This window comes from Nitratireductor soli (genome assembly GCF_001050155.1).
Lineage (GTDB): Bacteria > Pseudomonadota > Alphaproteobacteria > Rhizobiales > Rhizobiaceae > Nitratireductor > Nitratireductor soli.
In genome coordinates this window covers 138,980-164,945 of sequence record NZ_LFVY01000001.1, presented here as the reverse complement: position 1 = coordinate 164,945, position 25,966 = coordinate 138,980, and the positions used below count along the sequence as shown (strand labels likewise).

Here is a 25,966-nt window from a genome sequence, read left to right as displayed (position 1 = left end):
TTAAACCTGTTCTACTTTTTTTGAAGCGCAGCCGCCCCACGGATACGCATGCAATTCAGCCTGCGAAACTAATCTTGAAACGGATCGGTCACAAGTATCGCGTCCTCGCGCTCCGGGCTGGTCGACAAAATCGCCACCGGCGCGCCGATCAGCTCTTCCACGTGACGCACATATTTGATCGCCTGCGCCGGCAGGTCGGTCCATTTGCGCGCGCCTCTCGTGGTCTCTTTCCAGCCTTCCAGCGTCTCGTAGATCGGCTCGATCCGCGCCTGGGCGCCCTGGCCGGCGGGCAGATAGTCGATCACCTTGCCATCCAGCCGGTAGCCGGTGCAAATCTTGATCTCGTCCATGCCGTCGAGCACGTCGAGCTTGGTCAGCGCGATGCCGTTCATGCCGTTGGCCACCACGGCCTGGCGCACCAGCACCGCATCGAACCAGCCGCAGCGCCGCTTGCGGCCCGTCACCGTGCCGAACTCGTGCCCCTGCGTGCCAAGAAACTCGCCGACCTCATTGTCCTGCTCGGTCGGGAAAGGACCCTCGCCGACGCGTGTCGTGTAGGCCTTGGTGATGCCGAGCACATAGTCGATCGAGTTCGGCCCCAGTCCCGATCCCGTCGCCGCCTGGCCGGCCACCGTGTTGGACGAGGTGACGAATGGATAGGTGCCATGATCGATGTCGAGCAACGTGCCCTGCGCGCCCTCGAACAGGATGCGCTGGCCGGCGCGGCGTGCATTTTCGAGAATGCTCCAGACGCGATCGACGAACGGCAGGATCTGGCCGGCGACCGAGGTCAGCTCGTCCATGATCGCCTGATGCGTCACTTCCGCATGGCCAAGACCGCGACGCAGCGCATTGTGGTGCGTCAACAGCCGGTCGACCTTCATCGGCAATGTATCGATGTTCGCCAAATCCATAACCCTGACGGCGCGGCGGCCGACCTTGTCCTCGTAAGCGGGCCCGATTCCCCGCCGGGTCGTGCCGATTTTCGTACCCGAATTGGAGGCCGCGTCTTCGCGAAAACCGTCGAGTTCCCTGTGCAATGACAGGATAAGCGCTGTGTTTTCGGCGATTTTCAGGCGGTCGGGCGTCACGGTCACGCCCTGCTCGGCAAGCCGTCCGAGTTCGGCGACGAAGGCATGCGGGTCGAACACCACGCCATTACCGATCACCGAAAGCTTGCCGGGACGCACGACGCCGGACGGCAGCAGGGAAAGCTTGTAGCTGACGCCGTCGATGACCAGCGTATGGCCGGCATTGTGGCCGCCCTGGAAGCGCACCACCACATCGGCGCGTTCCGACAGCCAATCGACGATCTTGCCCTTGCCCTCGTCGCCCCACTGCGATCCGACGACCACCACATTTGCCATGAAAATTTCCTTCCGGCGCGCGCCCCGGCGGGTGCCCCCGTCCGGATGATTGTGAAAACGATTGCCTCTATAGAGCCTCAAACGCCGCGTGGGAACCATGGGGACGCCGCGTCACCGCGAAAACCGCCAGCCGCCTCGCCACGCCGGTCTTGACGTCGCCGCGCAGAAGGCGTAACGCCGTCCGTGGGCCACCCCTCCCCACCGAGGGGCGTGCTATCTGAGAGGATAGGAACATCATGAGCACACATCCCACGCCGGACATCCGTCCGGCCAATCCCCATTTTTCATCCGGTCCCTGCACCAAACGTCCCGGCTGGTCGCTCGATGCGCTCGGCGACGCCGCTCTCGGCCGCTCGCATCGCGCGGCCATCGGCAAGGAGAAGCTTGCCCGGGCCATCGACCTCACCCGCGAAATCCTGCAGGTGCCGGCGGACCACCGCATCGGCATCGTGCCCGCCTCCGACACCGGCGCTGTGGAAATGGCGCTCTGGTCGCTGCTCGGCGAACGCGGCGTCGACATGGTCGCCTGGGAATCCTTCGGTTCCGGCTGGGTGACCGACGTCGTCAAGCAATTGAAGCTCCCCGATGTGCGCCGCATCGAGGCCGGCTACGGCGAACTGCCCGATCTCGGCCAGATCGATTTCGACCGCGACGTGGTCTTCACCTGGAACGGCACCACCTCCGGCGTGCGCGTGCCGAACGGCGATTTCATCCCCGCCGCCCGCAAGGGCCTGACGATCTGCGACGCCACCTCGGCGGCCTTCGCCCAGACGCTCGCCTTCGACAAGCTCGATGTCGTCACCTTCTCCTGGCAGAAGGTGCTCGGCGGCGAGGCCGCGCACGGCATGATCATTCTCTCACCACGCGCGGTGGAGCGCCTCGAGAGCTATACGCCAGCCTGGCCGCTGCCGAAGATCTTCCGCATGACCAAGGGCGGCAAGCTGATCGAGGGCATCTTCAAGGGCGAGACGATCAACACGCCTTCGATGCTCTGCGTCGAGGACTATATCGACGCGCTGGAGTGGAGCCAGTCGATCGGCGGCCTCGACGGGCTGATCGCCCGCGCCGACGCCAACTTCGCCGTTATCGACCGCTTCGTCGAAAGCAGCGCCTGGCTGGCGCATCTGGCGAAAGAGCCGGCGACGCGCTCCAACACCTCGGTCTGCCTGTCGATCGTCGATCCCGAGATCGTCGCGCTCGACGCCGCCGGCCAGGCGGCCTTCGCCAAGGGCATTGTCTCGCTGCTGGCCAAACAGGGTGTCGCCAACGACATCGGCCATTACCGCGACGCACCGCCCGGACTGCGCATCTGGGCCGGCGCGACGGTCGAGGCATCCGACCTCGAGGCGCTGATGCCGTGGCTCGACTGGGCGTTCCAGGCGCAGAAATCCGCCCTCAAGGCCGCCGCCTAGGCTTCGCGATCTCGCGGCTCCGCTTGCCGGAGCCGCCATCCTTCCCATTCCGATCAAAGGAGGCCATCATGGCTCCGCGCGTACTCGTATCCGACAAACTGTCGCCCACCGCCGTCGAAATCTTCAGGGAACGCGGCGTCGAGGTCGACTACCTGCCCGATCTCGGCAAGGACAAGGAAAAGCTCCTGTCCGTCATCGACCAGTATGACGGCCTGGCCATCCGCTCCGCCACCAAGGTGACGGAAAAGCTGATCGCCGCCGCCAGCAATCTGAAGGTGATCGGCCGCGCCGGCATCGGCGTCGACAATGTCGATATTCCCGCCGCCTCGCGGCGCGGCATCATCGTCATGAACACGCCCTTCGGCAATTCGATCACCACCGCCGAGCACGCCATCGCCATGCTGTTCGCCGTCGCCCGGCAACTGCCCGAGGCCAACGCCTCGACCCACGCCGGCAAGTGGGAGAAGAACCGCTTCATGGGCGTCGAGATCACCGGCAAGACGCTCGGCGTCATCGGCTGCGGCAACATCGGCTCGGTCGTCGCCATGCGCGCCATCGGCCTGAAGATGCATGTCGTCGCCTTCGACCCGTTCCTGTCGGCCGAGCGCGCTTCGGAGCTGGGCGTCGAGAAGGTGGAGCTGGACGAATTGTTCACCCGCGCCGACTTCATCACCCTGCACACGCCGCTGACCGACAAGACCCGCGGCATCATCAACAAGGATGCCATCGCGCGGATGAAGACCGGCGTGCGCATCGTCAACTGCGCCCGCGGCGGCCTGATCGTCGAGGCGGACCTGGTGGAAGGGCTGAAGTCGGGCAAGGTGGCGGGCGCCGGCATCGACGTGTTCGAGACCGAGCCGGCGACGGAGAACCCGCTGTTCAACATGCCGAACGTCGTCTGCACCCCGCATCTGGGCGCGTCGACCTCCGAGGCGCAGGAAAACGTCGCCCTGCAGGTGGCCGAGCAGATGGCCGACTATCTGGTCAAGGGTGCCGTCACCAACGCCATCAACATGCCGTCGATCACGGCGGAGGAAGCGCCGCGCCTGAAACCCTTCATCAAGCTCGCCGAGGTGCTGGGCGCCTTTGTCGGCCAGGTGACGGAAGAGGCGATCGAGGAGGTGGAAATCCTGTTCGACGGCGCCACCGCCGACATGAACCGGCGGGCGCTCATCAGCGCCGCGCTTGCCGGCCTGATCCGCCCGCAGGTCTCCGACGTCAACATGGTGTCGGCGCCGATCATGGCCAAGGAGCGCGGCATGATCCTTTCGGAGATCAAGCGCGACAAGACCGGCGTCTTCGACGGCTACATCAAGCTGACGGTGAAGACCTCGGCCAAGACGCGGACCATCGCCGGCACGTGCTTTTCCGACGGCAAGCCGCGCTTCATCCAGATCAAGGGCATCAATCTGGATGCGGAAGTCGGCGAGCACATGCTCTACACGACCAATTACGACGTGCCGGGCATCATCGGCCTGCTGGGCGGCATCTGCGCCAAGCACGAGGTCAACATCGCCAACTTCCAGCTCGGCCGCAACCGGCCGGGCGGCGATGCCATCGCCCTGCTTTACCTCGATGCACCCTTCCCGCCCAATGTGCTGAAGGAGTTGCACGCCAGCGAGACGATCCTGTCGGCCAAGCCGCTGAGCTTTGACATCACGGCCTGAGCCGTTGGCACAATTTATTGCATCGGCCCGAAAATCGGAATCGATTTTCGGAAAGCACGATGCATAGATTCAAAGTGCCGGAGCGTTTCGCAACCAGGTGATTTCACGCCTGGTTGCGCGATGCTTCAGGCCCCGGCATCCGCCTGCCGCACAGCCATCCTGCGGCCGCTCTGTTCGGCAAGCCAGATGCCGCCCAGCACCAGCATCAACGCCAGGGCATGGTAGAGGAAGAAATCCTCGCCGAGAATGACGATCGACAGCAATGTGCCGAAGATCGGCACCAGATTGATGAACAGCCCGGCGCGGTTGCCGCCGATCAGCTCATTGCCGCGAATGAACAGCGTCTGAGCGAGAATCGATGGGAACAGTGCTGCGTAGATCAGCACCATCGCACCTTGCAGGTCGGGTGCGATCATCCGGTCGGTCGCCACCTCCCAGGCAAGCAGCGGCAGGGAGGCGACCAGCGCGAACAGCGACAGGATGAACATCAGGCTCAGCCAGTGAACGTCGGGCTTGACCTTCAGCCCGACCGAGTAACCGGCATAAAGCACCACCGCGACCAGCATCAGGGCATCGCCGAAATTCACGTCCAGCTCCAGGAGCCGGGAAAAATCGCCATGGCTGGCGACCAGCGCCACCCCCACCAGCGACAGCATGAAACCAACCATCTGCAGCAGCGTCACGCGCATGCGGAACAGGATGAAATTGGCCAGGAAGATCACCATCGGGATCGCCCCCTGCTCGATGGCCAGGTTGATCGCCGACGTGTATTGCGCCGAACTGTAGAAGACGGCGTTGAAGCCGGTGAAGCCCAATGCGCCGAGCGCGATCAGCAGCGGCAATTGGCGGCGCATCGCCGGCCAATCCCGCTTGAGATGCTTCCGGGCGAAGACAAGCAGCAGCGAAGCGCCGATCACCCAGCGCAGCGTCGTCAGCAGCATCGGCGAGATATGCCCCACCGCAAGCCGGCTCGCGACGGCGTTGCCGCCCCAGAACAGGGTCGTGAGGCAGAGAAGGAAATAGGCTTTGCGATACATGTGTGTCCGAGCAGAACAGGATAGGCAGCCCGCTTGGTAGGGCCTGGCGCATGAATCGTAAATGCCAGGCGTCACAAATTGATAGCGCTGGTGTTGCATGAACGCGGGAGATCATTTCCAAGAGCCCAATTCGATCGTTAAGCACAGCGACGCCGCACCGCAATCAATGCTTGTCTAGTTCTGCCGAATTGGGTAGTTGCCGTGACGTGGGCGAGGCTATACAGAACGTTACCGATGGTTGCATAACAAGGGGATGCAACCTCAGATGAGGCCGTGAACGGCTTCCAGTTGTGGGACGGCCTTTTGCATTGAAGCACGCTTCCAAGAACACAAAGAATGAGCGCGAAAGCGGGCCCAGGCCGCGCAAGAGCGGCGTCAAGAATGCGCAGCAGCAGACGAGAAGCGAACCGACGCCGGATTTGAGCAGCATCGTCGATCGCGGCGCTTCGGTGCGCCGCTACCGCTGGCTGAGCTATCTCAAGCCGATGCTGCCGGAAATCCTCGTTGCCGGCGTCCTTCAATGCCTGGTGTATGCGGCGTTCATTCTCAATGCGCATCGGCAGGATTGGGACAATCTGGCCATCGTCTGCGCGGTGCTCTTTATGCTGCCGTTCCTGATCGCCATCGCGCTTCTCGGACTGCGCCGGCAGCAATATCCCTTCACCATCGCCGTCTTCGTCACGCTGGTGTTCTTCAACGCCGCCGTGGCGATGCTGTCGGCCACCCGCGTCCCGGTCAGCTATACGGGCCTGCTCAGCGCCTATCCGCTGGTGACGATCGCCATGATCGCCGCCAATCTGAAACTGCGGCGCTCTCTGGAGGACCGCGTTGCGCTGCTCTTCTTCCCCGATGCGCAAAGGGTGAGTTCGCTGCTGGGAGGCGACGTGGCGATCATCCGCGACCAGAACGCCGAAATTGGCGGGTTCGATCGTATTCTCATCGACGCCGAGACCCATCACCATCCCGAATGGGCAGTCTTCCTGACGCGCGCGCACATGATCGGCGCCGAAGTCACGCCCTGGATCAGTTTTCTGGAACTGCGGCAGGGGCGCGTCGATGTCGACGCCTTCGACGTCTCGCACCTCGCCTACAGCCCCAGCCAGATCTACTATTCGAAGGCCAAGCGCGCCCTCGATCTCTTCGCCGTCCTGATCACAGCGCCGCTGGCGGTGCCCCTGGGCATCCTCATCTGGCTCTACATCCGCACGCTCGACGGCGGACCGGCCATCTTCGTCCAGGTCCGGCGCGGCTACGGTGGACGACCCTTCAACATGCTGAAGTTCCGCACCATGTATCGGGGCCGCCATGGCGGCGCCACGCGGACCAACGACGCCCGCATCATCAAGGGCTGCGGGATCCTGCGCCGCCTGCGCCTCGATGAACTGCCGCAATTGCTCAATATCTGGCGTGGCGATATGAGCCTCATCGGCCCGCGCCCAGTGGCCGAGTATGTGGCGCAAACCAGCGTAGCCGCCGAGCCGAAATTCATTCACCGCTCGCTCGTTCTTCCCGGCATCACCGGCTGGGCCCAGGTCAATTCCGGCTATGCGGAGACGACCAAGGAGGAGATCGACAAGCTCTCCTATGACCTCTACTACATCAAGCATCTGTCCGTGGATCTGGACATCCTCATCGTGCTCTCGACCATCAGCACGGTCCTGTTCGGCAAGGGCGCCCGCTGACCGGCCGTCCACGGCCGGACGAACTTCTCAAAACAGACGTTCACCATTGGCTCCGGATCGCTTAAACAGGGTCGCGCAGCAGGCGACCGAGCGAGGGAGAAAAGCACAGCCATGACCGATCCGAAGATCATCTGCATGGGCGAACCGATGGTCGAGTTCAACCAGACCGACGACACCGGGCGCTATCTTTTCGGCCATGGCGGCGACACCTCCAACACGGCCATCGCCGCCGCGCGCGCCGGCGCCTCGGTCGGTTTCTTCTCGGCGCTGGGGGCCGATGAATTCGGCGACAGCTTCATGCGCCTATGGGCTGAGAACGGAGTCGATGCATCCCGGATCATTCGCAGGGACGACGCGCATACGGGTGTCTATTTCGTCAGCCACGGCGAAAGCGGCCATGTCTTTTCCTATCTGCGCAAGGGATCGGCGGCCAGCCGCGTGCGGCCGGACGACCTGCCGCGCGCCTATATCGAACAGGCCGACATCCTGCACCTCTCCGGCATCTCGATGGCCATCAGCCCCGAGGCCTGCGATGCGGCGCTGGCCGCCATCGACATCGCCCGCGCGGCCGGCACGAAGGTTTCCTTCGACACCAATCTGCGCCTGAAGCTCTGGCCGCTCGAGCGCGCCCGCGCGCTGACGGACGCCGCCATGCGCAAGGCGGACATCGCCCTGCCCGGTCTCGAAGACGCCGAGCAATTGGTCGGCATCGGCGATCCCGACGCCATCGCCGACCATTATCTGGGCCTCGGCGCGGGCATCGTCGCGCTGACGCTGGGCAAGGCAGGTTGCCTCGTGGCGACCGGCAGCGAACGCCGACGGGTGCCGGGCATCGTCGTCGATGCCGTCGACGCGACCGGCGCCGGCGACACGTTCGACGGCAATTTCCTGGCCGAACTGCACCGCCATGGCGACCCGTTCGAGGCCGCCCGCTATGCCAATGCGGCAGCCGCGCTCTCCACCTGCGGCTACGGCGCGGTAACGCCGATGCCCATGCGGGAAAAAGTGCTCGAGGCGCTGAAGGCTGCCGCCTGACGGCCGATCCCCGCCGGCCTATTCCAGGAACACCCGCACGCTTGCCGTGCGGCCGGCCGCGTCGATGACGGTCAGCGTCGAGGCGCCGCCGCCATCCGGCATCCACGACGCGGTGCGGCGGCGCGAGGCGGCTGGCAGCGGCGCGCCATTGGCAAGCCAGCGGAAGGGCGCCCGACCGCCATTGATCTTCAGCGCCAGCGGCATCGTCCGGCCATCCCGGGCGAAACCGACATCGATCCGCGCGCCCTGCGGCGGGAAGACGATTTCCGGCGCCGGCTCGCTTGGCGCGCCGGCCACCCGGACGCCATCCGATCCGGCGAAACGGCGAAGCGAGAACGGCAGTTCGGAGCCTGCGAGCCGCACAGCGCCGGCCGGCGCGCGCGGCAAGGGTGTGATGCCCAGGCCTGAACGCGAGAAGGCCTCGAACAGGATCGGCGCGGCCGCAAGATAGCCGGTCAGGCCCGGCACGGAACCGCCATCCGGCCGCCCGGCCCAAACGCCCAGCACATGGCGACCGTCATAGCCCACCGCCCACGCGTCGCGATATCCGTAGGACGTGCCGGTCTTGTAGGCGATGCCCAACCGTGGCGCACCCTGCGGCGGCACGACGCCCGACAATATGTCGGCGACCTGCCAGGCGGCCTGCGGCGTCAGCACCGATGCCGGGTTCGGCGCGATGTCGCTGCCGGCCAGCATGCGTAACGGCCGCGCCCGGCCGCGATTGGCAAGCCCGCCATAAAGCCGCACCAGGCCCTCCAGCGTCATCCCCGCGCCGCCAAGGCCGATGGCGAGACCGGGCGTCTCGCCCGGCGGCAGGGTCGGCGCCACCCCGGCGCGCCGCATGCGCGCCACGAGACGCACCGGGCCGACCGCGTCCAGCAGGCGGATCGCCGGCACGTTGAGCGACATCTGCAAGGCCGACCGCACCGTCACGTCGCCCTGGTAGTCGAGGTCGAAATTGCGCGGCCGATAGCCGGAGAAATTTCCCGGCCGATCCTCGATCATCGTTTCCTGCATCACCAACCCTTCCTCGAACGCAAGGCCGTAGATGAAGGGTTTCAGCGTCGAGCCCGGCGAACGCTGCGCGACGCTCATATCGATCCAGCCGGCCCGCGCCGCGTTGAAATAGCCGGCGGAACCGACGCGCGCCAACACGTCGCCCGTCTGGGCATCGGCGAGGATCATCGCCACCGAGACACGGGACCCAAGGCGGCGCGCGGCTTCCGCGGCGACACCTTCCAGACTGGCCTGCGCGCTGCGGCTGATGAGGAGCTGGTGCCGGCGTTCGCCCGGCGCATCGCGCCGCACCGCATCGGCCAGATGCGCCGCATAGGCCGGCATCGGCAAGCGGCGCGCCGCGACATTTTCATGCGAGGCACGCTCCACTTCGCCGGCGGCGATCACCCCGGCGGCGGCCACGCGGGCAAGCACCCGGTCGCGCGCCGCCTGCGCCGTTCGCGGGTGCCGGTCCGGTCGCCGCGCCTCGGGCGATTGCGGCAGCGCGACAAGCAGCGCCGCCTCGGCGAGGCCGAGCTTGTGCGGCTCCTTGCCGAACCAGGCGAGGCTCGCCGCGCGCACGCCTTCGAGATTGCCCCCATAGGGCGCCAGCGTCAGATAGCGTTCGAGAATCTCCCGCTTTGTGAGCCGCCGTTCGATCTGCAGGGCGCGGGCCATCTGCCGGAATTTCGCGGCAAAACTGCGCTCTGCGCGCGGCTCGACCAGGCGGGCGAGCTGCATGGAAAGCGTCGAAGCCCCGGAGACGATGCGGCCGTTCAGGACAAGCTGCAGCGCCGCCCGGCCGAGCGCCCGCACATCGACGCCCGAATGCGACCAGAAGCGTTTGTCCTCATAGGCGACGAGCATGGCGAGGAACTGCGGATCGAGCCTGTCGATGTCGGCAGGCAGCCGCCAGCGGCCATCGACCGCCGCATAGGCGCGCAGCATGGCCCCGTCGCGGTCGACCACCTCCGGCGACAGCGCGATTTCGCCCAAAGGTGGCGGATAGGCCTTGTCGAGACGGTCGAGCGCGACGGCGCCGGCCATAGCGCCTGCCGCCACGACAGCGAAGGTGATTGCCAGCCGGCGCAGGATCAGGCGCATGGGCGTGAAACCTGATCTGGAGGAAGAGCCTGTCCAACCCCCTCTGGCCTGCCGGCCATCTCCCCCTCAAGGGGGGAGATTGGCAACGTCATCCTCGCCGCGCATTCTGCAACATCGACGATTTGCGAAACCCGGGCAGCCATCCCATCTCCCCCCTTGAGGGGGAGATGGCCGGCAGGCCAGAGGGGGGTATCGAAGGACGCCGACAACGACATATCTCCTACTGCCCCATGATCTCCATGAAACCGGTCGCCGTGCGTGCCGAGAGCTGCGGCCGGTACATGTCCTCGACGCTCGCCGCCGGGTGCGTGTAGACGCCCGGCGTCACCGCCCGCACCACATAGGCAAGGCGGAAATCGCGGTCGCTGCCGCCGCCGCGGTCGAAGGCGGCGATGAAGCGGTCGTCGCGGAACTCCGTGTGGACGGCGCTGGTCTCGCCCAGCCACTCGAAATTGGTGAGATCGGCGCTGCCGACCAGCCGCGGATTGTCGATCTCGAAACCTCCAGGCAGGAGATCGGAAACGAGAACCCGCGACGGCCACGCATTGGTTTCCGTAACGTTCAGAACCACCACGTAGCGCTCGTTCTGCTGCGCCTCGGAAACGTTCACCTCCGTGCCGTCGAGCTGGTAGTAGCTGCGCTCGATGGTGAAGCCTTCGCCGCCGGCCGGCAGCGGCTGCTGCGGCGCCGCCACCGTGGTGATCACCGCGTTGACCGGCTCCGATCCGGCATTGGCGACGCTGAGCGGCGTGGCCGAAATCTCAGGACCCGAAAGCCGCCGGGCGAAGGCGCCGGAATGGGCCGCGCCGTCGACGGTCAGCCTGATGTCGTCGCTCGACCGGCTGAGCGCGCGGGCGGCCAGCAGCATCCACGCCTCGTCCTGCGTGCTCATGTAACGCGTTGTGCCGCGCATGTCGGAGACCAGGCCGACCATCTGCGGCACCAGCGCCGGCTCGGGCCGGCTTTCGGCGGCAAGCGCCAGCATCGCTGCGCCGTCACGCAGGCGTGAACCATAGTCCGAGCGCCCCGAATAGCCGCTGCTCGATGCCTGCGCCAGGCGGAAGGCCGAGCTGAACCCGGTCTCGGCGCGCTGCGCATCGCCGTAGAGCGCCAGGCCGGCCGCCAGTTGGGCGCGCGACAGGGGCGTCTCGAACTCGCCGAGCCGCGTGTCGAGATAGTAGCGCAGATCGCCGGCCGAGGCCTTGCGGTTGCGCGCCATCACATACAGCGCATAGGCGATCTCGCCGCCGCGCGACTGGACGTCGGTGTCGTAGGCGAGCGAGTTCTGCAGATTCTGCAGCGCCTGCGTCATCGCCTGGTCGGCGACGGCGAAGCCCTGCTCGCGCGCCCTGGTCAGGAAATCCGTGACATAGGCGTCGAGCCACAGATCGCCGGATCCCGGTCCCCACAGGCCGAAGCTGCCGGACGAGGACTGGTAGGACAGCACCCGCGTGATGGCGTCCTCGATGCGGCCCTTCACCGCCGGGTCGTCTTCTAGTCCCGCCGCCTTCGACAATTCGCTGACATAAAGCAGCGGCAGCGCGCGGCTCGTGGTCTGCTCGGCGCAGCCATAGGGATAGCGGTCGAGCGACATCAGGAGGGCCGGAATGTCGAACGCCTCGGCACGCGACACATTGATCGACACCGAAGCGCTGTCGGCAAAACTGTCGGCCAGGAGTTCGCCGTCCAGCGTCACGCTGCCGCCATTGGCGGCGAGCGCCACCACACGCCGGCTGGCGACCGGCATCACGCCGGGCCGCACCGGCAATCCCACCGTCTTTTCCACCGTCAGTCCGGAGGGATGGGCAAGCGCGACCGTGATGCCGGCGCCTCCCGCATCCTGCGCCGAAATGGGCAGCGACAGGCTTGTCTTGCCGCCGGCGGCGAGCGTCAGGCTCGATGGAACGGAGCGCAAATCGGCGCTGACCGCGCCGTCGGTGGAGACGGTCAGGGCGTAGTCGCCGGCAGGGCCGTCGGTATTGGCCACCTCGAGCAGCAGGCGCGCCTCGTCGCCGGGCGCCAGGAAGCGCGGCAGGCTGGTGGTCAGCACCACGGGATCGCGGATGATGACGTCCTTTGCGGCGCTGCCGACGCCGCTCTTCGACCAGGCGACGGCCATCACCCGCGCCGTGCCGTTGAACGCCGGAATGTCGAAGGAGATCTCCGCCTTGCCCTCGGCGTCGAGCCGCACGATGCCGGAGAAGAAGGCGATCAGCTTTTCGGTCGGCGGGCTGCCGGTCGAGGCCATGCCGCCGCCGTCACCGCCCGTGCGCAGCCGCCCGGCGGCACCCAGCGAACCGTCGATCAGCCGCCCGTAGATATCGCGCATTTCCAGCCCCAGCATGCGCTGGCCGAAATACCAGCCATCCGGTTCCGGCGCTTCATAACGGGTCAGGTTGAGGATGCCGACATCGACAGCCGCGACCGTCACATAGGCTTCCTCGCCGGCGGCCAGCCCGCCGACGGAAACGGGAACGGTCAGGGTCTCGTTGGGCCGCACCTTCTCGACGGTGGCAAGATCGACGGCGAGCTTGCGCGCGCCGGGATCGACCTTCAGCCAGCGCACGCCGATGGCGCGCATCGGCAGGCGGTTTTCCGCAGCATCCCCGGGCCGGAACAGCGTTGCCGTCACATAGGCGCCGGCGCCCAACTCCTCGGTGACCGGGATGTCGATCGTCGTTCCGCCTTCCGGCACGCTGGCCGTAAAGGTCTTGAGCAGGCTTTCGGCCCCCACCGTCACCAACACCTCGCCGGCGAAGCGCGGCGAGATCTGCAGTTTCGCCGTATCGCCCACCGCATAGCCGTCGCGGTCGAGCGCCACTTCCAGCCCGTCCGGCGTCTCGGTCGAGCTTGCCTCGACATACCAGCCGGAGGTGAATTCGACGCTGGAGATCGGCCCGTCAGCCTCGGGACTTTCCACCTCGAGCCGGTAGCGGCCCCAGCCGACCGAGACACCGACCTGCGGTTCGCTGTCCGCCGAGGCGGCAACTGTGCCTTCCTGGACCAGGCTCGTGGAGGTGATCGGCTCGTAGTTCCAGGACCCCTCGTTGCGGTACCATTGATAGCGCCGCTCGACCTTGAGCAGCGACCATTTCACGCCCGGCATGGCGATGCGCTGGCCATCCGGATCGACGGCGATGACGCGGAAATTCGCCGTCCCGCCTTCCGGCACCTGCCCGCCCGAAAACTCCGGCTTGACGCCGATCATGTCGGTTTGCGGCGCGATGGCGATGTCGAGCACCCGCTCGACGGCACGGCCGCCCGCCTCGCGCATCTGCACGCTGACCTCGGCGGTCAGCAACTGCGTGGTGGACGGCGCGTTGTCGATGGAGACCGCGAAAACCGCCTGACCATCCGCGTCCGTCTCGGGAAGATCGGTCAGCGCGGTGCGGCTCGCCTCCACGTCTTCCTCGTCCTCGAGGCCGAAGACATAGCCGGGGAAGGCATCCCATTCGCGCGTCGTGTCGACGGTCAGCTGCCCTTCGAGCGTCATCCCCGCCGCCGGCGCGCCATAGAGGTAGCGCCCGTCGAGCGTCACCTGCGTCGAGCCGCCGACCGGAATTTCCGCCTCAGTGCTCGTCAGGTCGAACTCCGTCCGGTCGGGCACGAAATCTTCGACCAGGAACGTCTTCTCGGCAAGCGCCGCCTGCTTCGGATCCGTGTGGATGCCGAGGGACCAGGTGCCGCGCATGGCGTTGTCGGACAGGGCGAGATCGACGCCGTGGCCGCCAAGATCCGCGCCTTGCGAGACGACGCGCCGGTCTTCCACCCCGTCGGGGCGGCGGAAGATGAAGGTCAGCGGCAGATCGTCCACCGCATCGGCGGACGGATCGCGCAGGAGCGCTGCAGCATGAACGGTTTCGCCGGCCCGGTAGATGCCGCGCTCGGTCCAGGCAAAGGCGTCGAGCGGGCCGGGCGACGGACGGCCCGCCACGCCGCGGTCCGACAGGTCGAAGCCGGCGCGCGTCATGTCGAGGAAGACGAAATCGTCCTCGCCGTTCTCGGCGATGATGGCGGCGGGCGCGAGACCGGCGCCGCCGCGCGACAGGCCGGGCGAAAACAGCGCGCGGCCGGCAGCGTCCGTCACGGCCTCGCCCAGCACCTCATTGTTGCGCGCCAAAAGCTTCAGTTTCAGGCCGGCCGTCGGCTCGGCGGACGCCAGCGAACGGGCGAAGACGGACAGCCCGTCATTGCCGGTGAATGTGGAAAGCCCGATGTCGGAAACGAGGAACCATTGCGTGGCGCGGCTGTCCCAATTCTGGCTGGTGTCGCCTTCGGGCACGGCGGTCAGCATGTAGACACCGGGCTTGCGCTCCGGCACCGCCTCGTCGATGGGAATGCTGGTCACCACGTCCTTGTTGAGATCGGAGGCGATCTCCACCGTGCCTTCCCAGACCGGTTCGCCCATATCGTCGGCCACCTGATCGACCTCGTAGCCGTCGAGCTGGCGCAGGAATTTCGATTCCGTCAGAAGCCGCGTCAGCGCCCGGTCGCCGACCCGGTAGAGCGCCAGCTTGGCGCTTGGCGCATTGACCGAGACGAAGGGAATGCCGCGTCGGGCGCTCGACGGCAGGACGAAATTGTCGCCCGTGAAGCGCAATGAGGGCGCGCGGTCGCGAATGTAGATCTCCAGCGGCGCCGGCTCGGCGATCACCTCGCCGATGGCCGACGGCAGGCCCTGGCGGATGACGATGCGGTATTGCCCGCCGTGCTTCAGCCCGGCGACGCACAATTCCTTGTCGCTCTGGTCGATGGCGACGGAGCGCTGGTTCTCGACCGTCATGTATTGCGCATAATCGATGCCGCTCTTCACCAGTTCCTCGGAGAACTGCACGCAGACGCGTGGGCTGGCGCTGTCGGAATCGACCGTATGATCGAGAACGCGAAATCCCTTGCGCCGTTTCAGGTCGGCATAAAGCGCCTGCACCTGCGGCGACGGCTGCAGCGCCAGGCTCGCCTCATAGGCGCTGATCGCCGGGCGGAACAGGCTGCGCCGCTCGAGCGCCCCGGCCAGCGCGGCCAGCGCCTCGGCGCGGTCTCCCGTCGTGCGCGACAGGGTATAGGCCGTGACGCCGGCTCCGGTGCCGGCGCGCTGCAGCGTGTAGATGGATTCATTGCCGGCCGGCTGCGTCGCCGTGGCGGCCCGCGCCAGGCCGCTCCACAGGCTGGCGTTCTCCGGCTCGACGGCGATCGCCGCCCGGTAGCCGCGCATGGCGCCGCGCGCATCGCCATTGGCGAGCGCCTGTCCAGCGCTCGACACCAGGGAAACATAACCGGCCTCGCCGGCATTGGCGCCGCGCAGAACCTCGTCGCGATATTGCCGGGCCTCCTGCGCCACATGCTCCGGCACGAAGCGCAGCTCAGGCGGCGCGCCGATGTCCGGCGCTGCCCCGCCCGTCACCACCTTGCCGGCCACCGCCCCGTCGAAACTGTTGAGCTGGTTGAAATCCGATTTGAGGAAGCACCATTCGGCGCGCGTGTTGTAGGTGAAGGCGCGGCATTGGGCGTCGCCGAGACACGCCGCCTTGCACTGGTCCAGCGAAACGTCCTGTTCCGTGCGCAGGTCGAAGCCGAAATAGTCGCCATTCTCGCTCGTCACGATGCGCCGCGCGTCCTGCGCGGCGGCGAAGGTCATCAAGCCAAACAGAATGGTGAGGGAAAGGGAGAGTCCGCGTGCCGCACGCATAGCATTCCTCCAGGCGCTGCCGATATCGTCCCCTGGATATTGGCCCAGTTTTGTAAAAGCCTGTCAACAGGGAGCGAGGATGCGAATCGCTACCCGACCGCCCGGCCGGTATAGGCCAGCGCCGGGCGCGATGCCACCTGGGAACTGCCACGTGATGTTCGCAGCGGAGCCCGGACGGACGCAGGCGGCAAGCCCCGTCTCAGAACGAGATGGAACCACCAGAACGGCGCTGCACGAGGAAGTAGAAGGCCATCGCCACGACGCTCATCATCATCGACCACAACAGGCCGAGCGCGGCGACCTCGCTGAACTGACCGTTGATCGCCTGATCGAAGATCGCCACGGCGATCGTCTTCGTGTCCGGTCCCGACAGGATGATCGCCGTCGAAAGATCGCGCGACGCATTGAGGAAGATGAACAACCAGCCGGCAATGATCGACGGCAGAAGGAGCGGGATCACGACGCGCCTGAGCATCACCATGGGTGAGGCGCCGCAAACGCCCGCCGATTCCTCCAGTTCCTTGTGCAATTGCAGGGCGCCGGTGAACGTGTAGCGCATGCCGAACGGGATGTAGTGGACGACGAAGGCGATGACGATGATCGTCAGGGTCGAATAGAGCGGGATCGGCGAGCGAAGCGCCAGATCCATCATGGCGACGCTGAGCACGATCGACGGGATGAGCATCGGCAGGGCCGTCATCTGGTCGAGCACCGCGTGGTAGACCCGCCGCCGGGCGACGAGCCAGCCGCAGACCACCATCAACAGCATCGTCACCGTGGCGGCCGAAGCCGAAACGGTCAGTGTGTTGGTGATCAGTTCGAGATAGCGGTCGTCGGAAAGGACGAGGGCGAAATTCTCGCCGGTCAGCGAGGAGAAGGCGGCAAGGCGCACCGGCCGGACGAACGGCGTCACGGCGATCCACAGAAGCGTCAGCAGCGGCAGCACCAGGACGATCAGCACGTTGAGAATGACGACCCCGCCGCAGACCCAGCGTGCCCAGCCGAGCACCAGCGGTCGGGGCTTGTATCCCTTGCCGGTGACGGTGGCAAAGCGCGACGCGTTCAAGGCCAGGCGGCTGTAGAGAAACATCAGGCCCGCAACCAGCCCCGTCAGCGCCACCGAGAAGGCGCTGGCATGGCCGATCTGCGGCGGGACGGTGCGGATGCTGTCATAGATGTCGGTTGTCAGAAGGCTGAGGCCGGCTCCCGTTCCCACCAGCTTGGGAATCTCGAAGGCTTGCAGGGAGCGGATGAAGACGAACAGGGCGGCAGCGAGCCCCGCCGGCGCCGCCAGCGGAATGGAGATGCGCCGCATCATGTCGAGCACACTGGCGCCGCTCATGATGGCGGCCTCCTCGAGCTCGGCATTGGCCGAGCGGAAGCTCGCGGCGAACAGCAGGAAGGTCAGCGGAATCCAGCCGAACCCCTCGATCAGCACCATGCCCGCCATCGAGTTGACGTTGAACAGCACACCGCTGCCGCCGAGTGTCCGGTAGACATCGTTCATCGGTCCGGTGGGCCCGAGAAAGAACAGCCAGGCGGGAACGTAGATGACGCCGGGAATGCTCAGCGAAACCACGGTCATCAGGTAGGCCAGATCGCGGAATGGCGCGTTGGTGCGCTCGACGATCCAGGCCAGCGTACCGCCGAGCAGGATCGCCAGCAGCGTCGAAAGCGACGCGAAGATGAACGAGTTCATCGCGCTCTGCAGCACCTTGCCGCTTTCTGCCAGGCGCGCGAAATTGTCGAGTGTGAATGCGCCTGTCGAGCCGTTCGGCGTCAGTTCGAAAAGGCTGTTGCGCACCAGGGTGAAAAATGGCGGCAGGACGAGACAGCCAAGGATCACGACCATCGCCAGCGACAAGAGCCAAAGCGGATCGCGATAGCGATGCGCGGTCTCGGATGCCCGAGGCCGCGCGTCCTGTTGAGTCCCATCAGCAACGATTGTCATCAGAACAGTTCATCGTAGATTTTCAGCCACGTCTTGAGAGGCTCGGCGTCCTGCGACGCAACCTCCGGCGGCAGCAGGGTGAAGGTGAAATTCCCGGTGATCGGGCTGATCGACGGCTCCTTTGCCGGCACGTCGGGATTGCCGGGCGGATAGTTGGCATCGCGAATGATCGTCGCACCCTCGACCGAGAACAGATATTCGAGGAACAGCTTGGCGGCGTTCGGATGCGGCGCGCCCTTTACCAGCGCGATGGCGCCGAGATTGGCCACCAGCGGCTCCATCTTGATCCAGGCGATCGGCGCGCCCTTGCCCTGGCTGATCACCGCATGGTGGTTGTAGGTCATCAGGCCGATCTGATGCTGGCCGGTGATCACCTTGTCGATGGTCACGCGTTGGTTGCCTGGTTCGCGGATGATATCCTGCGCGCTGAGCTTGCGCAGGTAGTCCATGCCCTTCTCTTCGCCCATCGTCTTCAGGATGTTGCCGATGAAGCCGGGCGGCCCCGAAACGCCACGCGTGTCGCTCCACACCATCTGGCCCTTCCATTTCGGGTCGAGCAGATCCTCGTAGGTCTTCGGCGCGTCTTCCGCCGAGACCAGATCGGTGTTGTGGGTGGTGGTCAGGAACAGCGTGTAGATGCCGTCATAGAGTTTCGATTCCGGCCTGAACATCGGGTCGTAATTGGCCAGCGCATCGGGCACGAAAGGCTCGATCAGACCGGCAGCCTCCATCGGCGCGATGGCGGTGCCCGGCGTATCGAACAGATCGGCCTCGATCTTTCCGGCCCGCGCCTGGCTGGTGATCTTCAGAAGCGTATCGGCGTCCGACGTCGTGGCGTACTTCACCTCGATGCCGTATTTTTCGGCGAACCCGTCGGCAAGCGGCCGCACCACCTGGTTGACGATCAGGCCGGTGTACCAGACGACTTCGCCTTCGGCTTTCGCCGCCTCGATCAGTTCCGCCGAGGGTTCGGCGTGGGCAAAGGCCCCCACCGCCGAAATCGCCAAAGCGGCGCCGGCGAGTTTCAGGATATTGCGTCGTGTTTGCACTTAAGCGTCCTCCTCCAGTTTGCAATCGGCCTGTCCATCATGCCGACCAGGCCGGCTTGAGCACCGGTTCTCGTTGTCGGCGCATGTTGCTAACCATCATCGCCGATCGTCAAACGACTAAAAAGACCGAACCGATGAGGATTCCTCAAACGGTCAGCAGGAAAACGGGAACCGCCGGCTGCGTCAGGCGGCGTAAAACTCATCGGAATCCCACCTCGTCGAGAAACCCCGTCACGGTCGCCACGACAAGGTCCGGCGTATCGATCGCCATCACATGGCCCGTGTTCAACAAGGTGTAGCGCGCGCCGGCTATCCTGCCCGCCACATCGGCCACATGGTCCGGCGGGCGGAAGGCATCGTCTGTGCCGGCGGCGACCAGAACCGGGCAGTCGAGCGCGGCGATATCCGCGTCGAGGTCCATATCGGCCAGCATGCGCCATGTGGCGAGGCGGCCGGACTTGGCATTGTCCGCGATGCCGTGCCTCAGATCCTCCTCCAGCGCCTCGATCTTCTCGATCGTCGCGGCGCGGTGTTCCGCGATCAGGCCAGTCGCCGGCGCCAGGAGGACGAGCGCTGCGACTTTTTCGGGATGTCGTGCGGCGAAGCCGATGGCCACGCCGGCGCCAACCGCTGTGCCGACCAGGGCGACAGGTCGCTCGATCGACAGCGCGTCGAGCAATCCGTCGAGATCGGCAGCGGCCATATCGATGGAGAGTGAACCGGAGGGCGCTTGCGAGCGCCCGGCCCCGCGTTGATCATAGCGCAAGACACTCCATCGCGCGCCAAGACCCGCGACGACGGCGTCATAGCTTTCCAGGCTTCCGCCCATCTCGTGCAGCAAGACGACGGTTCGATCCCCGCCGCGCCGATGGTCGCAGCACAGGCGCGCGCCATTCGCATCGATCCACAACCTGTCCACGTTCGGCAATTTCCCTCCGTCGATCGGCTTGATGCCGCCCATAGGGCACGACGTCGCCGGCCCGCTGTCAACAGAGAGAAACTGATCGTCGTTTGACTTCTCCTCCCTCCGTTCGCGCCCACCACCGGGCCCGGTGGCTGGACAACGGCTCCGCTGCGCATGAGATTAGCTCAATGGACCTTACGGTTAAGTCGGTTGACTGACCGCGGCCTAGTGAGAACTCTGACCGGACAATCCGGGAGTTCCCCGCAGGGCGTCGCCGCCTCCCGAGGATCGTCTCGCAAGACCAGCGGAAAGGCCACCGTTCAACGGACCGGCCATGATGGAGGATCGATGAAACCTGTCGGCATGATTGCCAAGGCAGCCTCGGTGATCGGCATCGGGCAGACCGATTGGCCGGGCGATCATGCGCGTGTCAGAGCCGCTCAGAAGCCGCACGATTCCTATGGCTACGCCGCCCAGGCATTCGTCGGCGCCCTGGCCGACGCCGGCATTTCCCGCGACCAGATCGACGGCTTGATCGTCGGACCGACGACCGCCTACGAGCGGGTCGGCGAGTTGCTGGGGCTCGATGTCCGCTGGGGCGGGCAGGCCGACGCCATGCTCGGCGTGATGGAAGCGTGCATGGCGATCGCCTCCGGCCAGGCCGAGGTGGTCGCGCTGGTCTATGGCAACGACCAGCGCTCGGCCTTGGTGAACTACGGCGGCGCCGATGCGCAAGGCGGCGGCGCCTTTCTCTCCTATGTCTATCACGCCCCCTGGGGGTTCACCTCGCAGGGCGCGCTCTACGCCCTGATGGCGCGGCGCTATATGGAAGAGCGCGGCATGAGCCAAGCCGAGCTCGGCGAGGTGGCGGTGGCGCAGAGGATGGCGGCTGCAAGGAACCCGGCGGCGCTGATGCGCAAGCCGATCACCATCGACGACTATCTCGCCTCGCCCTTCATCTGCGAGCCGCTGCACATCTTCGACTATTGCCTGATCAACGATGGCGGCGTTGCCTTGATCGTCGCCGAAGCCGGCAAGGCCGAGCGCATCGGCCGGGCGCCGGTTCCCATCCACGGCATCGCGCGCCACGATCTCAATCGCGGGGCGACCAGCCTGGAGCCGCGCCTGACCGACTATTACCAGCCGGCGCAGAAGACGGTCGGCGAGGCGGTGTTCAACATGGCCTCGCTCGGGCCGCAGGATATGGACGCCCTGCAGATCTACGACAGTTTCTCGCTGCACATACCCCTGGCGCTGGAAGGCTACGGCTACTGCAAGCCGGGTGAAGCCGGCAAATTCATGCGCGAGCACGGCATCTCGCTTGCCAGGGGCCTGCCGGTCAACACCGGCGGCGGCCATTTGTCGGAGAGCTACATGCAGGGCTGGAATCACCAGATCGAGGCGGTGCGGCAGGTGCGCGGCGAAGCCGGTGAACGCCAGGTTCCGGACTGCCGCCACGTTCACTACAGTTCCGATGTCGCCGGCAAGGCGGTTTCGATCATCTATGGACGCTAGACCATGGCAAACGCACAACGGATCATGACGCTCTACGATGTTCCCATGTGGGAGAGCATCGAGCGCAGAAAGATGGCGCTTCCCAGATGCAGCGCATGCGGAACCTTCCGCTATCCGCCTGGGCCGATCTGCGCCGAATGCAACGCCTTGGACTATGAGTGGGCCGAGGTGTCCGGCAATGGCACGATCCTGTCATGGGTCGTTTTCCACCGGCAGTATTTCGACGATCATCCGCAGCCCTACAACGCCATCGCCGTGCGGCTGGCGGAAGGGCCTATCGTCGTATCGAACCTCGTTGGAGACGAACCGGACGGCAGCTGGATCGGTGAACGGGTGACGATCACCTATCGCCGCCATCTCGACCGTCTGCAGCATGCTTTCACGCTGCAAAACCAGAAATCCACGCAATTGAATCGAGGCGAAGATGCATGAAAAGGAAGTGCCGGTCGTCACGAAGCATGGCCGCATGCCGACATTTACAGTGCGTCCTGACGGCGACGGCCCCTATCCCGTCGTCATCCTGTACATGGATGCCCCGGGAATCCGCGAGGAGCTGCGCGACATGGCGCGGCGCATCGCGGCGCGCGGCTATTACTGCGCCCTGCCCGACCTCTACTACCGGCTGGGGACCATCCGCTTCGACCTGCCGCGCCGCGACGAGCGCATGTCCGCCGTCGTCGGTGCCTGCCTGCGCAGCCTGGACAATGGCGGCGTCAACGAGGACACGGCCGGGCTTCTGGCATATCTCGACGGCGAGATGGCCGCCAAGGCGGACAAGGTTTCCTGCGTCGGGTTCTGCATGAGCGGACGCTATGCGATCTCCCTGGCCGCTTACTTCGGCGACCGCTTCGCATCGGCAGCCTCGCTTTATGGCGTTGGACTGGTGACGGAGGACGAAGGCTCGCCGCACAGGCTGCTGTCGCAGGTTCGCGGCGAACTCTATTTCGGCATCGCCGAAACGGACACCGCCACGCCTCCCGAGACCATCGCCGCCATGCGCGAGGCGCTGGCCGCCTCCGGCGTCGAGCACGAGATCGAGATTCATCCCGACAGCCGCCACGGCTATTGTTTCGCCGCCGGCCGGGCCTACCAGCCCGCCGCCGCCGAGGCGACCTGGACAAAGATGTTCAACCTGTGGGACCGCACCCTGAAATGAAGATCGAGCGTCCCTATGAGGGGTTGGTTGTCGTCGAGGCCGCCGCGGGACCGCTCGGCAGCGCCCTGCGGCTGAGCACCGCGATGACCGGGCGCATCCTCGCCGATCTGGGCGCGCGCGTCATAAGGATCATCGGCGATGACGAGCAGCAACAGGCCCGGCAACCCTATTGGGGCGCGGAAAACGACGCCGTCGAGCGGTTCCTGTCGGCCGGCAAGTCGACCATGTGGGGCAATCCCGGCGACCGCGAATTCGTCTCACGGCTGCTGCGCCGGGCCGATATCGCCATCGTCGATCGGCATGTGCATCGCTTGATCGCGGCAGATGATTTGCCGGCAAATGTTGCGGTTCTATCGCTGTTCGGCGGCAGGCATGCGGATGCCGAGATTCCGGCAACGGAATTCACCATCTCCGCCCTGGGTGGGCTTTTGAACATGGTCGGCGACCCGGATCGCAAGCCCCTGAAGCTCGGCGGGCACCAGGAAGCCTATGCGCTCGGCCTCTCGGCGTTTTGCGGGCTTGCGGCCCTGCTTGCCGACAGGCGGCGAGCGCTGCCGACCATGACGGTCCGCGCCAATCTGCTCGACGTGGTCGTCTGGCTGAACTGGAAATCCGCGCCGCTGGAAGCCGGCGCGCCGGTGCCGCCGGGGCGCGCCGGTGCGGCGGCGGAATGGCAGGTGCTGCGCTGCGCCGATGGATGGATCGCCCTGGTCTACCAGGAGCCGGACTGGCCGCATCTGTGCGACATGGTCGGCGACGATCGGCTTCGACAGGCGAAATTCGCCACCCGGCAAGGCCGCCTCGGCAACCTCGCCGAACTCGCCGACATCATCGAAACGGTGTTCCTGTCGCGCACGCGGCGGCAGCTCCATGAACAGGCGGCGTCCCACCGGCTGCCGCTCGGCCCCGTCTGGAGCCCGGACGAACTGATCGACGACCCGCACAATCTCGCCCGCGCCATGTTCACCGCATTGCCCCCCCTGCCCGGTGAGCAGGCGCCGGTCCAGGCCCCGCGCCTGCCGGTGCTGTGGAACGGCCTGGTCCTGTCTTCCTCCGCCGGGCACGCCCCTGCCAGAGCCGTGGCCGGCCTGTCGTGAGCGCCCTTGCAGGCTATCGCGTTCTCGACCTCGGCATCATCACCGCCGGCGCGGCGACATCGGCGATCCTCGCCGATCTCGGCGCCGAGGTGATCAAGATCGAATCGCCCACCTACCGCGATCCGTTTCGCCAGTGGACCGGGGAAGGTCCCGATCCCGACGACCTGCCGCCGCTCTTTCGCGCCACCAACCGCAACAAGCAGGCGATCAGCATCGACCTGAAGCAGGCGCGCGGCCGCGAGGTGATGCTGCGCCTGGTCTCCGCCAGCCACGTGGTGGTGGAGAATTTCCGCCGCGGCGTGCTGCCCAAGCTCGGCCTTTCCTTCGACACGCTCCGCGCCGCCAACGACAGGATCGTCCTCGCCTCGGTTTCCAGCCAGGGCGAAACGGGACCGGATGCGCGCCACGTATCCTATGGCTCGACATTGGAAGCCATCGGCGGCCTGGCGTGGCGCACCGGCTATGCGGATGAAGGCCCGGTGATCAGCGGGCGCGACGTCAACTATCCCGACCAGGTGGCCGCCATCTTCGCCGCCGGCATGATCGCCACGGCGCTGCGTTCTGTGCACCACCAGGGCGGTCCGGCCGTCCATCTCGATCTGTCGCAGCGGGACCTGACCTCGTTTCTGGTCGGCGACGCCTTCATTTCCGCATCGATGGGCGGCAATGTCGGCCGCAATGGCAACGCGCAGGAGCCCTATTTGCTGCAGGATTGTTTCATGGCCGCCGACGATGCATGGATCGCCGTGTCCGTCGCCGAGACCGACCGGGCGGCGCTTTCGGCCCTGCTCGACATCGATCCGCAATCCTCCTTGCACCGGCTGCATGCAGCGCTCTCCAGCCACATCGCCGGCATGCGCGGCGGAGAGGCCGTTGCAGCGTTGGGCAGGATCGGGCTGGCCGTGGCGCCGGTGCTCGACGGCGCTGGAATCCTGCACCGTGAAGGCGCGTTCTGGTCGCATGCCCTGCAGCGCCAGGACGGACGCCTGGTCAAGGGCTTCCCATTTCAGATCGACGACATGCCGCTGGCCATCGAGCGCCCGGCTCCGAGCATTGGCGTGGACACGCGAGCCGTGCTGGCGGAGGTGGGCGGCTATGATGAGCGCGAAATCACGGCGCTGGCAGAGGCCGGCATCATCGAGGTCGGACCCGCCTCAACGCCTCTGTGAAACGGTGTAGCGGTCCAGCCGGCCCTGCGACTGGACCAGCCAGGCGTCGAATTCGACCACCTGCGCCAGGATCCAGTCCCTGAACTCGACCAGCCGGGAATCGTTCTCCATCTGCTTGGCATAGGTCAGGTAATAGGCGTTGCCATTGTCGTGGACGAAATCGAATGGCGTCACCAGGCGCCCCGTGACCAGATCCTCGGCGATCAGCGACACCTGGCCGATGGCGATGCCGATGCCTTCGATGGCCGCCTGGTAGGCGAGGCTCGAACTCTCGAAATGCAGGCCGCGCTGGTCGTCGATCGCCTCGCCGCCGGCGGCGTCCAGCCAGTCGCGCCAGTCGTCCGGCCGCGCCATCGAGCGCAACAGCGTCGCCTCCGCCAGCATGTCGACGGTCATCTTGCCGCCCATCGCCGCGGCATAGTCGCGGCTGCACACCGGCACCAGCGCGCTGCCGGCCAGCCGGTGGGCGATCAGGTCCGGCCAGTCGCCCTTGCCCATCTGGATGACCACATCGACATCGCCCAGATAGATCAGATTGGCCGGGATCGGCAGAAGCGTCGTCGTCAGCTGGATCTCGCGGGTCGGGTAGAGCCGATGAAACAGCGGCAGGCGCGGCATCAGCCACCGCAAGGTGAAGGTCATCGGGCAATGGATGCGCAGCGAGCGCGCCCGGTGGGCGGTCAAGAGACGCTGCGTGGCGCGGTTGATCTGGTCGAAGGCGTCGCCCAGCGCCATCGCATATTCGCGCGTTTCGTTGGGAATGCGCAACTCGCGGCTCGTCCGCTCGAACAATTCCAGCCCGAGCACGTCCTCCAGCAGCTTGATCTGCCGGCTGATCGCGCCGGGTGTGACGAACAGCTCCTCCGCCGCCTTGGTGAAACTGACATGGCGCCCGGCGGCCTCGAAGGCGCGCAGGGCGTTGAGCGGCGGAAGGCGTTTTGACATGGTCACCCTTGAGAATTACTCACTGTGCCGTACCGAATGGTCAATTGACCATCGTCATGATTTCGAATTGTCTAGGCAGGCGATTATTGTTGATGTTGACGCAAATTCCGGCGTCAATCAACCGTCACGGCGACGATACCTGAATCTGCGTCGATCAAGAAAGCACCGATAACGGTCAACCGGCGTATTCTGGC

Annotated in this window: 17 protein-coding genes; 9 read left to right on the top strand and 8 right to left on the bottom strand. The window is 65.9% G+C overall.

The annotated features are described in order from the left end of the window. Window positions 1-68: 68 nt before the first annotated feature. Window positions 69-1,367, bottom strand: a complete 1,299-nt coding sequence (locus AB843_RS00780) for an adenylosuccinate synthase (protein ID WP_048644875.1) — start codon at window positions 1,365-1,367, stop codon at window positions 69-71. Between the two features lie 236 nt (window positions 1,368-1,603). On the opposite strand from AB843_RS00780, the gene AB843_RS00775 reads away from it, so the two are divergent. After that, the gene (locus tag AB843_RS00775; RefSeq protein ID WP_048644874.1) at window positions 1,604-2,779 is read left to right on the top strand and encodes a phosphoserine transaminase; all 1,176 of its coding nucleotides are present in this window, start codon (window positions 1,604-1,606) and stop codon (window positions 2,777-2,779) included. A 68-nt stretch (window positions 2,780-2,847) separates the two neighbouring features. Next, window positions 2,848-4,446 carry a phosphoglycerate dehydrogenase gene (gene serA, locus AB843_RS00770; protein WP_048644873.1) on the top strand — a complete coding sequence of 533 codons (1,599 nt, stop codon included), beginning with the start codon at window positions 2,848-2,850 and terminating at the stop codon, window positions 4,444-4,446. Window positions 4,447-4,571: 125 nt separating this feature from the next. Here serA and AB843_RS00765 read toward each other — a convergent pair whose 3' ends face one another. Further along, window positions 4,572-5,483: a DMT family transporter gene (locus AB843_RS00765; protein ID WP_048644872.1), complete on the bottom strand. Its 912-nt coding sequence runs from the start codon at window positions 5,481-5,483 to the stop codon at window positions 4,572-4,574. 308 nt (window positions 5,484-5,791) lie between these two features. On the opposite strand from AB843_RS00765, the gene AB843_RS00760 reads away from it, so the two are divergent. Together AB843_RS00760 and AB843_RS00755 are read left to right on the top strand one after the other, a co-directional pair. Then, the gene (locus AB843_RS00760; protein ID WP_244467860.1) at window positions 5,792-7,165 is read left to right on the top strand and encodes a sugar transferase; all 1,374 of its coding nucleotides are present in this window, start codon (window positions 5,792-5,794) and stop codon (window positions 7,163-7,165) included. Window positions 7,166-7,276: 111 nt separating this feature from the next. Continuing rightward, complete coding sequence (locus AB843_RS00755) at window positions 7,277-8,200, top strand: sugar kinase (protein ID WP_048644871.1); 924 nt, start codon at window positions 7,277-7,279, stop codon at window positions 8,198-8,200. Window positions 8,201-8,218: 18 nt separating this feature from the next. On the opposite strand, the gene pbpC is transcribed toward AB843_RS00755, so the two are convergent. The 5 genes from pbpC to AB843_RS00730 all read right to left on the bottom strand — a co-directional run bounded on the left by pbpC (window position 8,219) and on the right by AB843_RS00730 (window position 19,947). After that, on the bottom strand, window positions 8,219-10,300 hold the full coding sequence (pbpC, locus tag AB843_RS00750; RefSeq protein WP_048644870.1) for a penicillin-binding protein 1C: 2,082 nt from the start codon (window positions 10,298-10,300) through the stop codon (window positions 8,219-8,221). Window positions 10,301-10,520: 220 nt separating this feature from the next. Further along, window positions 10,521-15,986 carry an alpha-2-macroglobulin family protein gene (locus tag AB843_RS00745; protein ID WP_048644869.1) on the bottom strand — a complete coding sequence of 1,822 codons (5,466 nt, stop codon included), beginning with the start codon at window positions 15,984-15,986 and terminating at the stop codon, window positions 10,521-10,523. A gap of 199 nt (window positions 15,987-16,185) precedes the next feature. Then, window positions 16,186-17,937, bottom strand: a complete 1,752-nt coding sequence (locus AB843_RS00740; RefSeq protein WP_082143582.1) for an ABC transporter permease — start codon at window positions 17,935-17,937, stop codon at window positions 16,186-16,188. Beyond that, window positions 17,937-18,986, bottom strand: a complete 1,050-nt coding sequence (locus AB843_RS00735) for an ABC transporter substrate-binding protein (protein ID WP_048644868.1) — start codon at window positions 18,984-18,986, stop codon at window positions 17,937-17,939. Before AB843_RS00735 ends, AB843_RS00740 begins: the two co-directional genes overlap by 1 nt. Before the next feature lie 199 nt (window positions 18,987-19,185). Then, entirely contained in the window at window positions 19,186-19,947 is a 762-nt protein-coding gene (locus tag AB843_RS00730; protein WP_048644867.1) for an alpha/beta fold hydrolase, read from the bottom strand. Between the two features lie 291 nt (window positions 19,948-20,238). Here AB843_RS00730 and AB843_RS00725 point away from each other — a divergent pair, with 291 nt between their 5' ends. From AB843_RS00725 to AB843_RS00705, 5 genes are read left to right on the top strand one after another with little or no spacing between them, the layout of a single operon-like run. Next, window positions 20,239-21,405: a thiolase family protein gene (locus AB843_RS00725; protein ID WP_048644866.1), complete on the top strand. Its 1,167-nt coding sequence runs from the start codon at window positions 20,239-20,241 to the stop codon at window positions 21,403-21,405. A gap of 3 nt (window positions 21,406-21,408) precedes the next feature. Then, window positions 21,409-21,837, top strand: coding sequence for a Zn-ribbon domain-containing OB-fold protein (locus AB843_RS00720; RefSeq protein WP_048644865.1), 429 nt, complete (start codon window positions 21,409-21,411; stop codon window positions 21,835-21,837). Then, window positions 21,830-22,561, top strand: a complete 732-nt coding sequence (locus AB843_RS00715; RefSeq protein WP_048644864.1) for a dienelactone hydrolase family protein — start codon at window positions 21,830-21,832, stop codon at window positions 22,559-22,561. The genes AB843_RS00720 and AB843_RS00715 overlap by 8 nt, the downstream gene beginning before the upstream one ends. Then, on the top strand, window positions 22,558-23,658 hold the full coding sequence (locus tag AB843_RS00710; protein WP_048644863.1) for a CoA transferase: 1,101 nt from the start codon (window positions 22,558-22,560) through the stop codon (window positions 23,656-23,658). Before AB843_RS00715 ends, AB843_RS00710 begins: the two co-directional genes overlap by 4 nt. Further along, on the top strand, window positions 23,655-24,827 hold the full coding sequence (locus AB843_RS00705) for a CaiB/BaiF CoA transferase family protein (protein ID WP_048644862.1): 1,173 nt from the start codon (window positions 23,655-23,657) through the stop codon (window positions 24,825-24,827). The genes AB843_RS00710 and AB843_RS00705 overlap by 4 nt, the downstream gene beginning before the upstream one ends. On the opposite strand, the gene gcvA is transcribed toward AB843_RS00705, so the two are convergent. After that, entirely contained in the window at window positions 24,813-25,772 is a 960-nt protein-coding gene (gcvA, locus tag AB843_RS00700) for a transcriptional regulator GcvA (RefSeq protein ID WP_048644861.1), read from the bottom strand. The genes AB843_RS00705 and gcvA overlap by 15 nt on opposite strands. Window positions 25,773-25,966 lie beyond the last annotated feature (194 nt).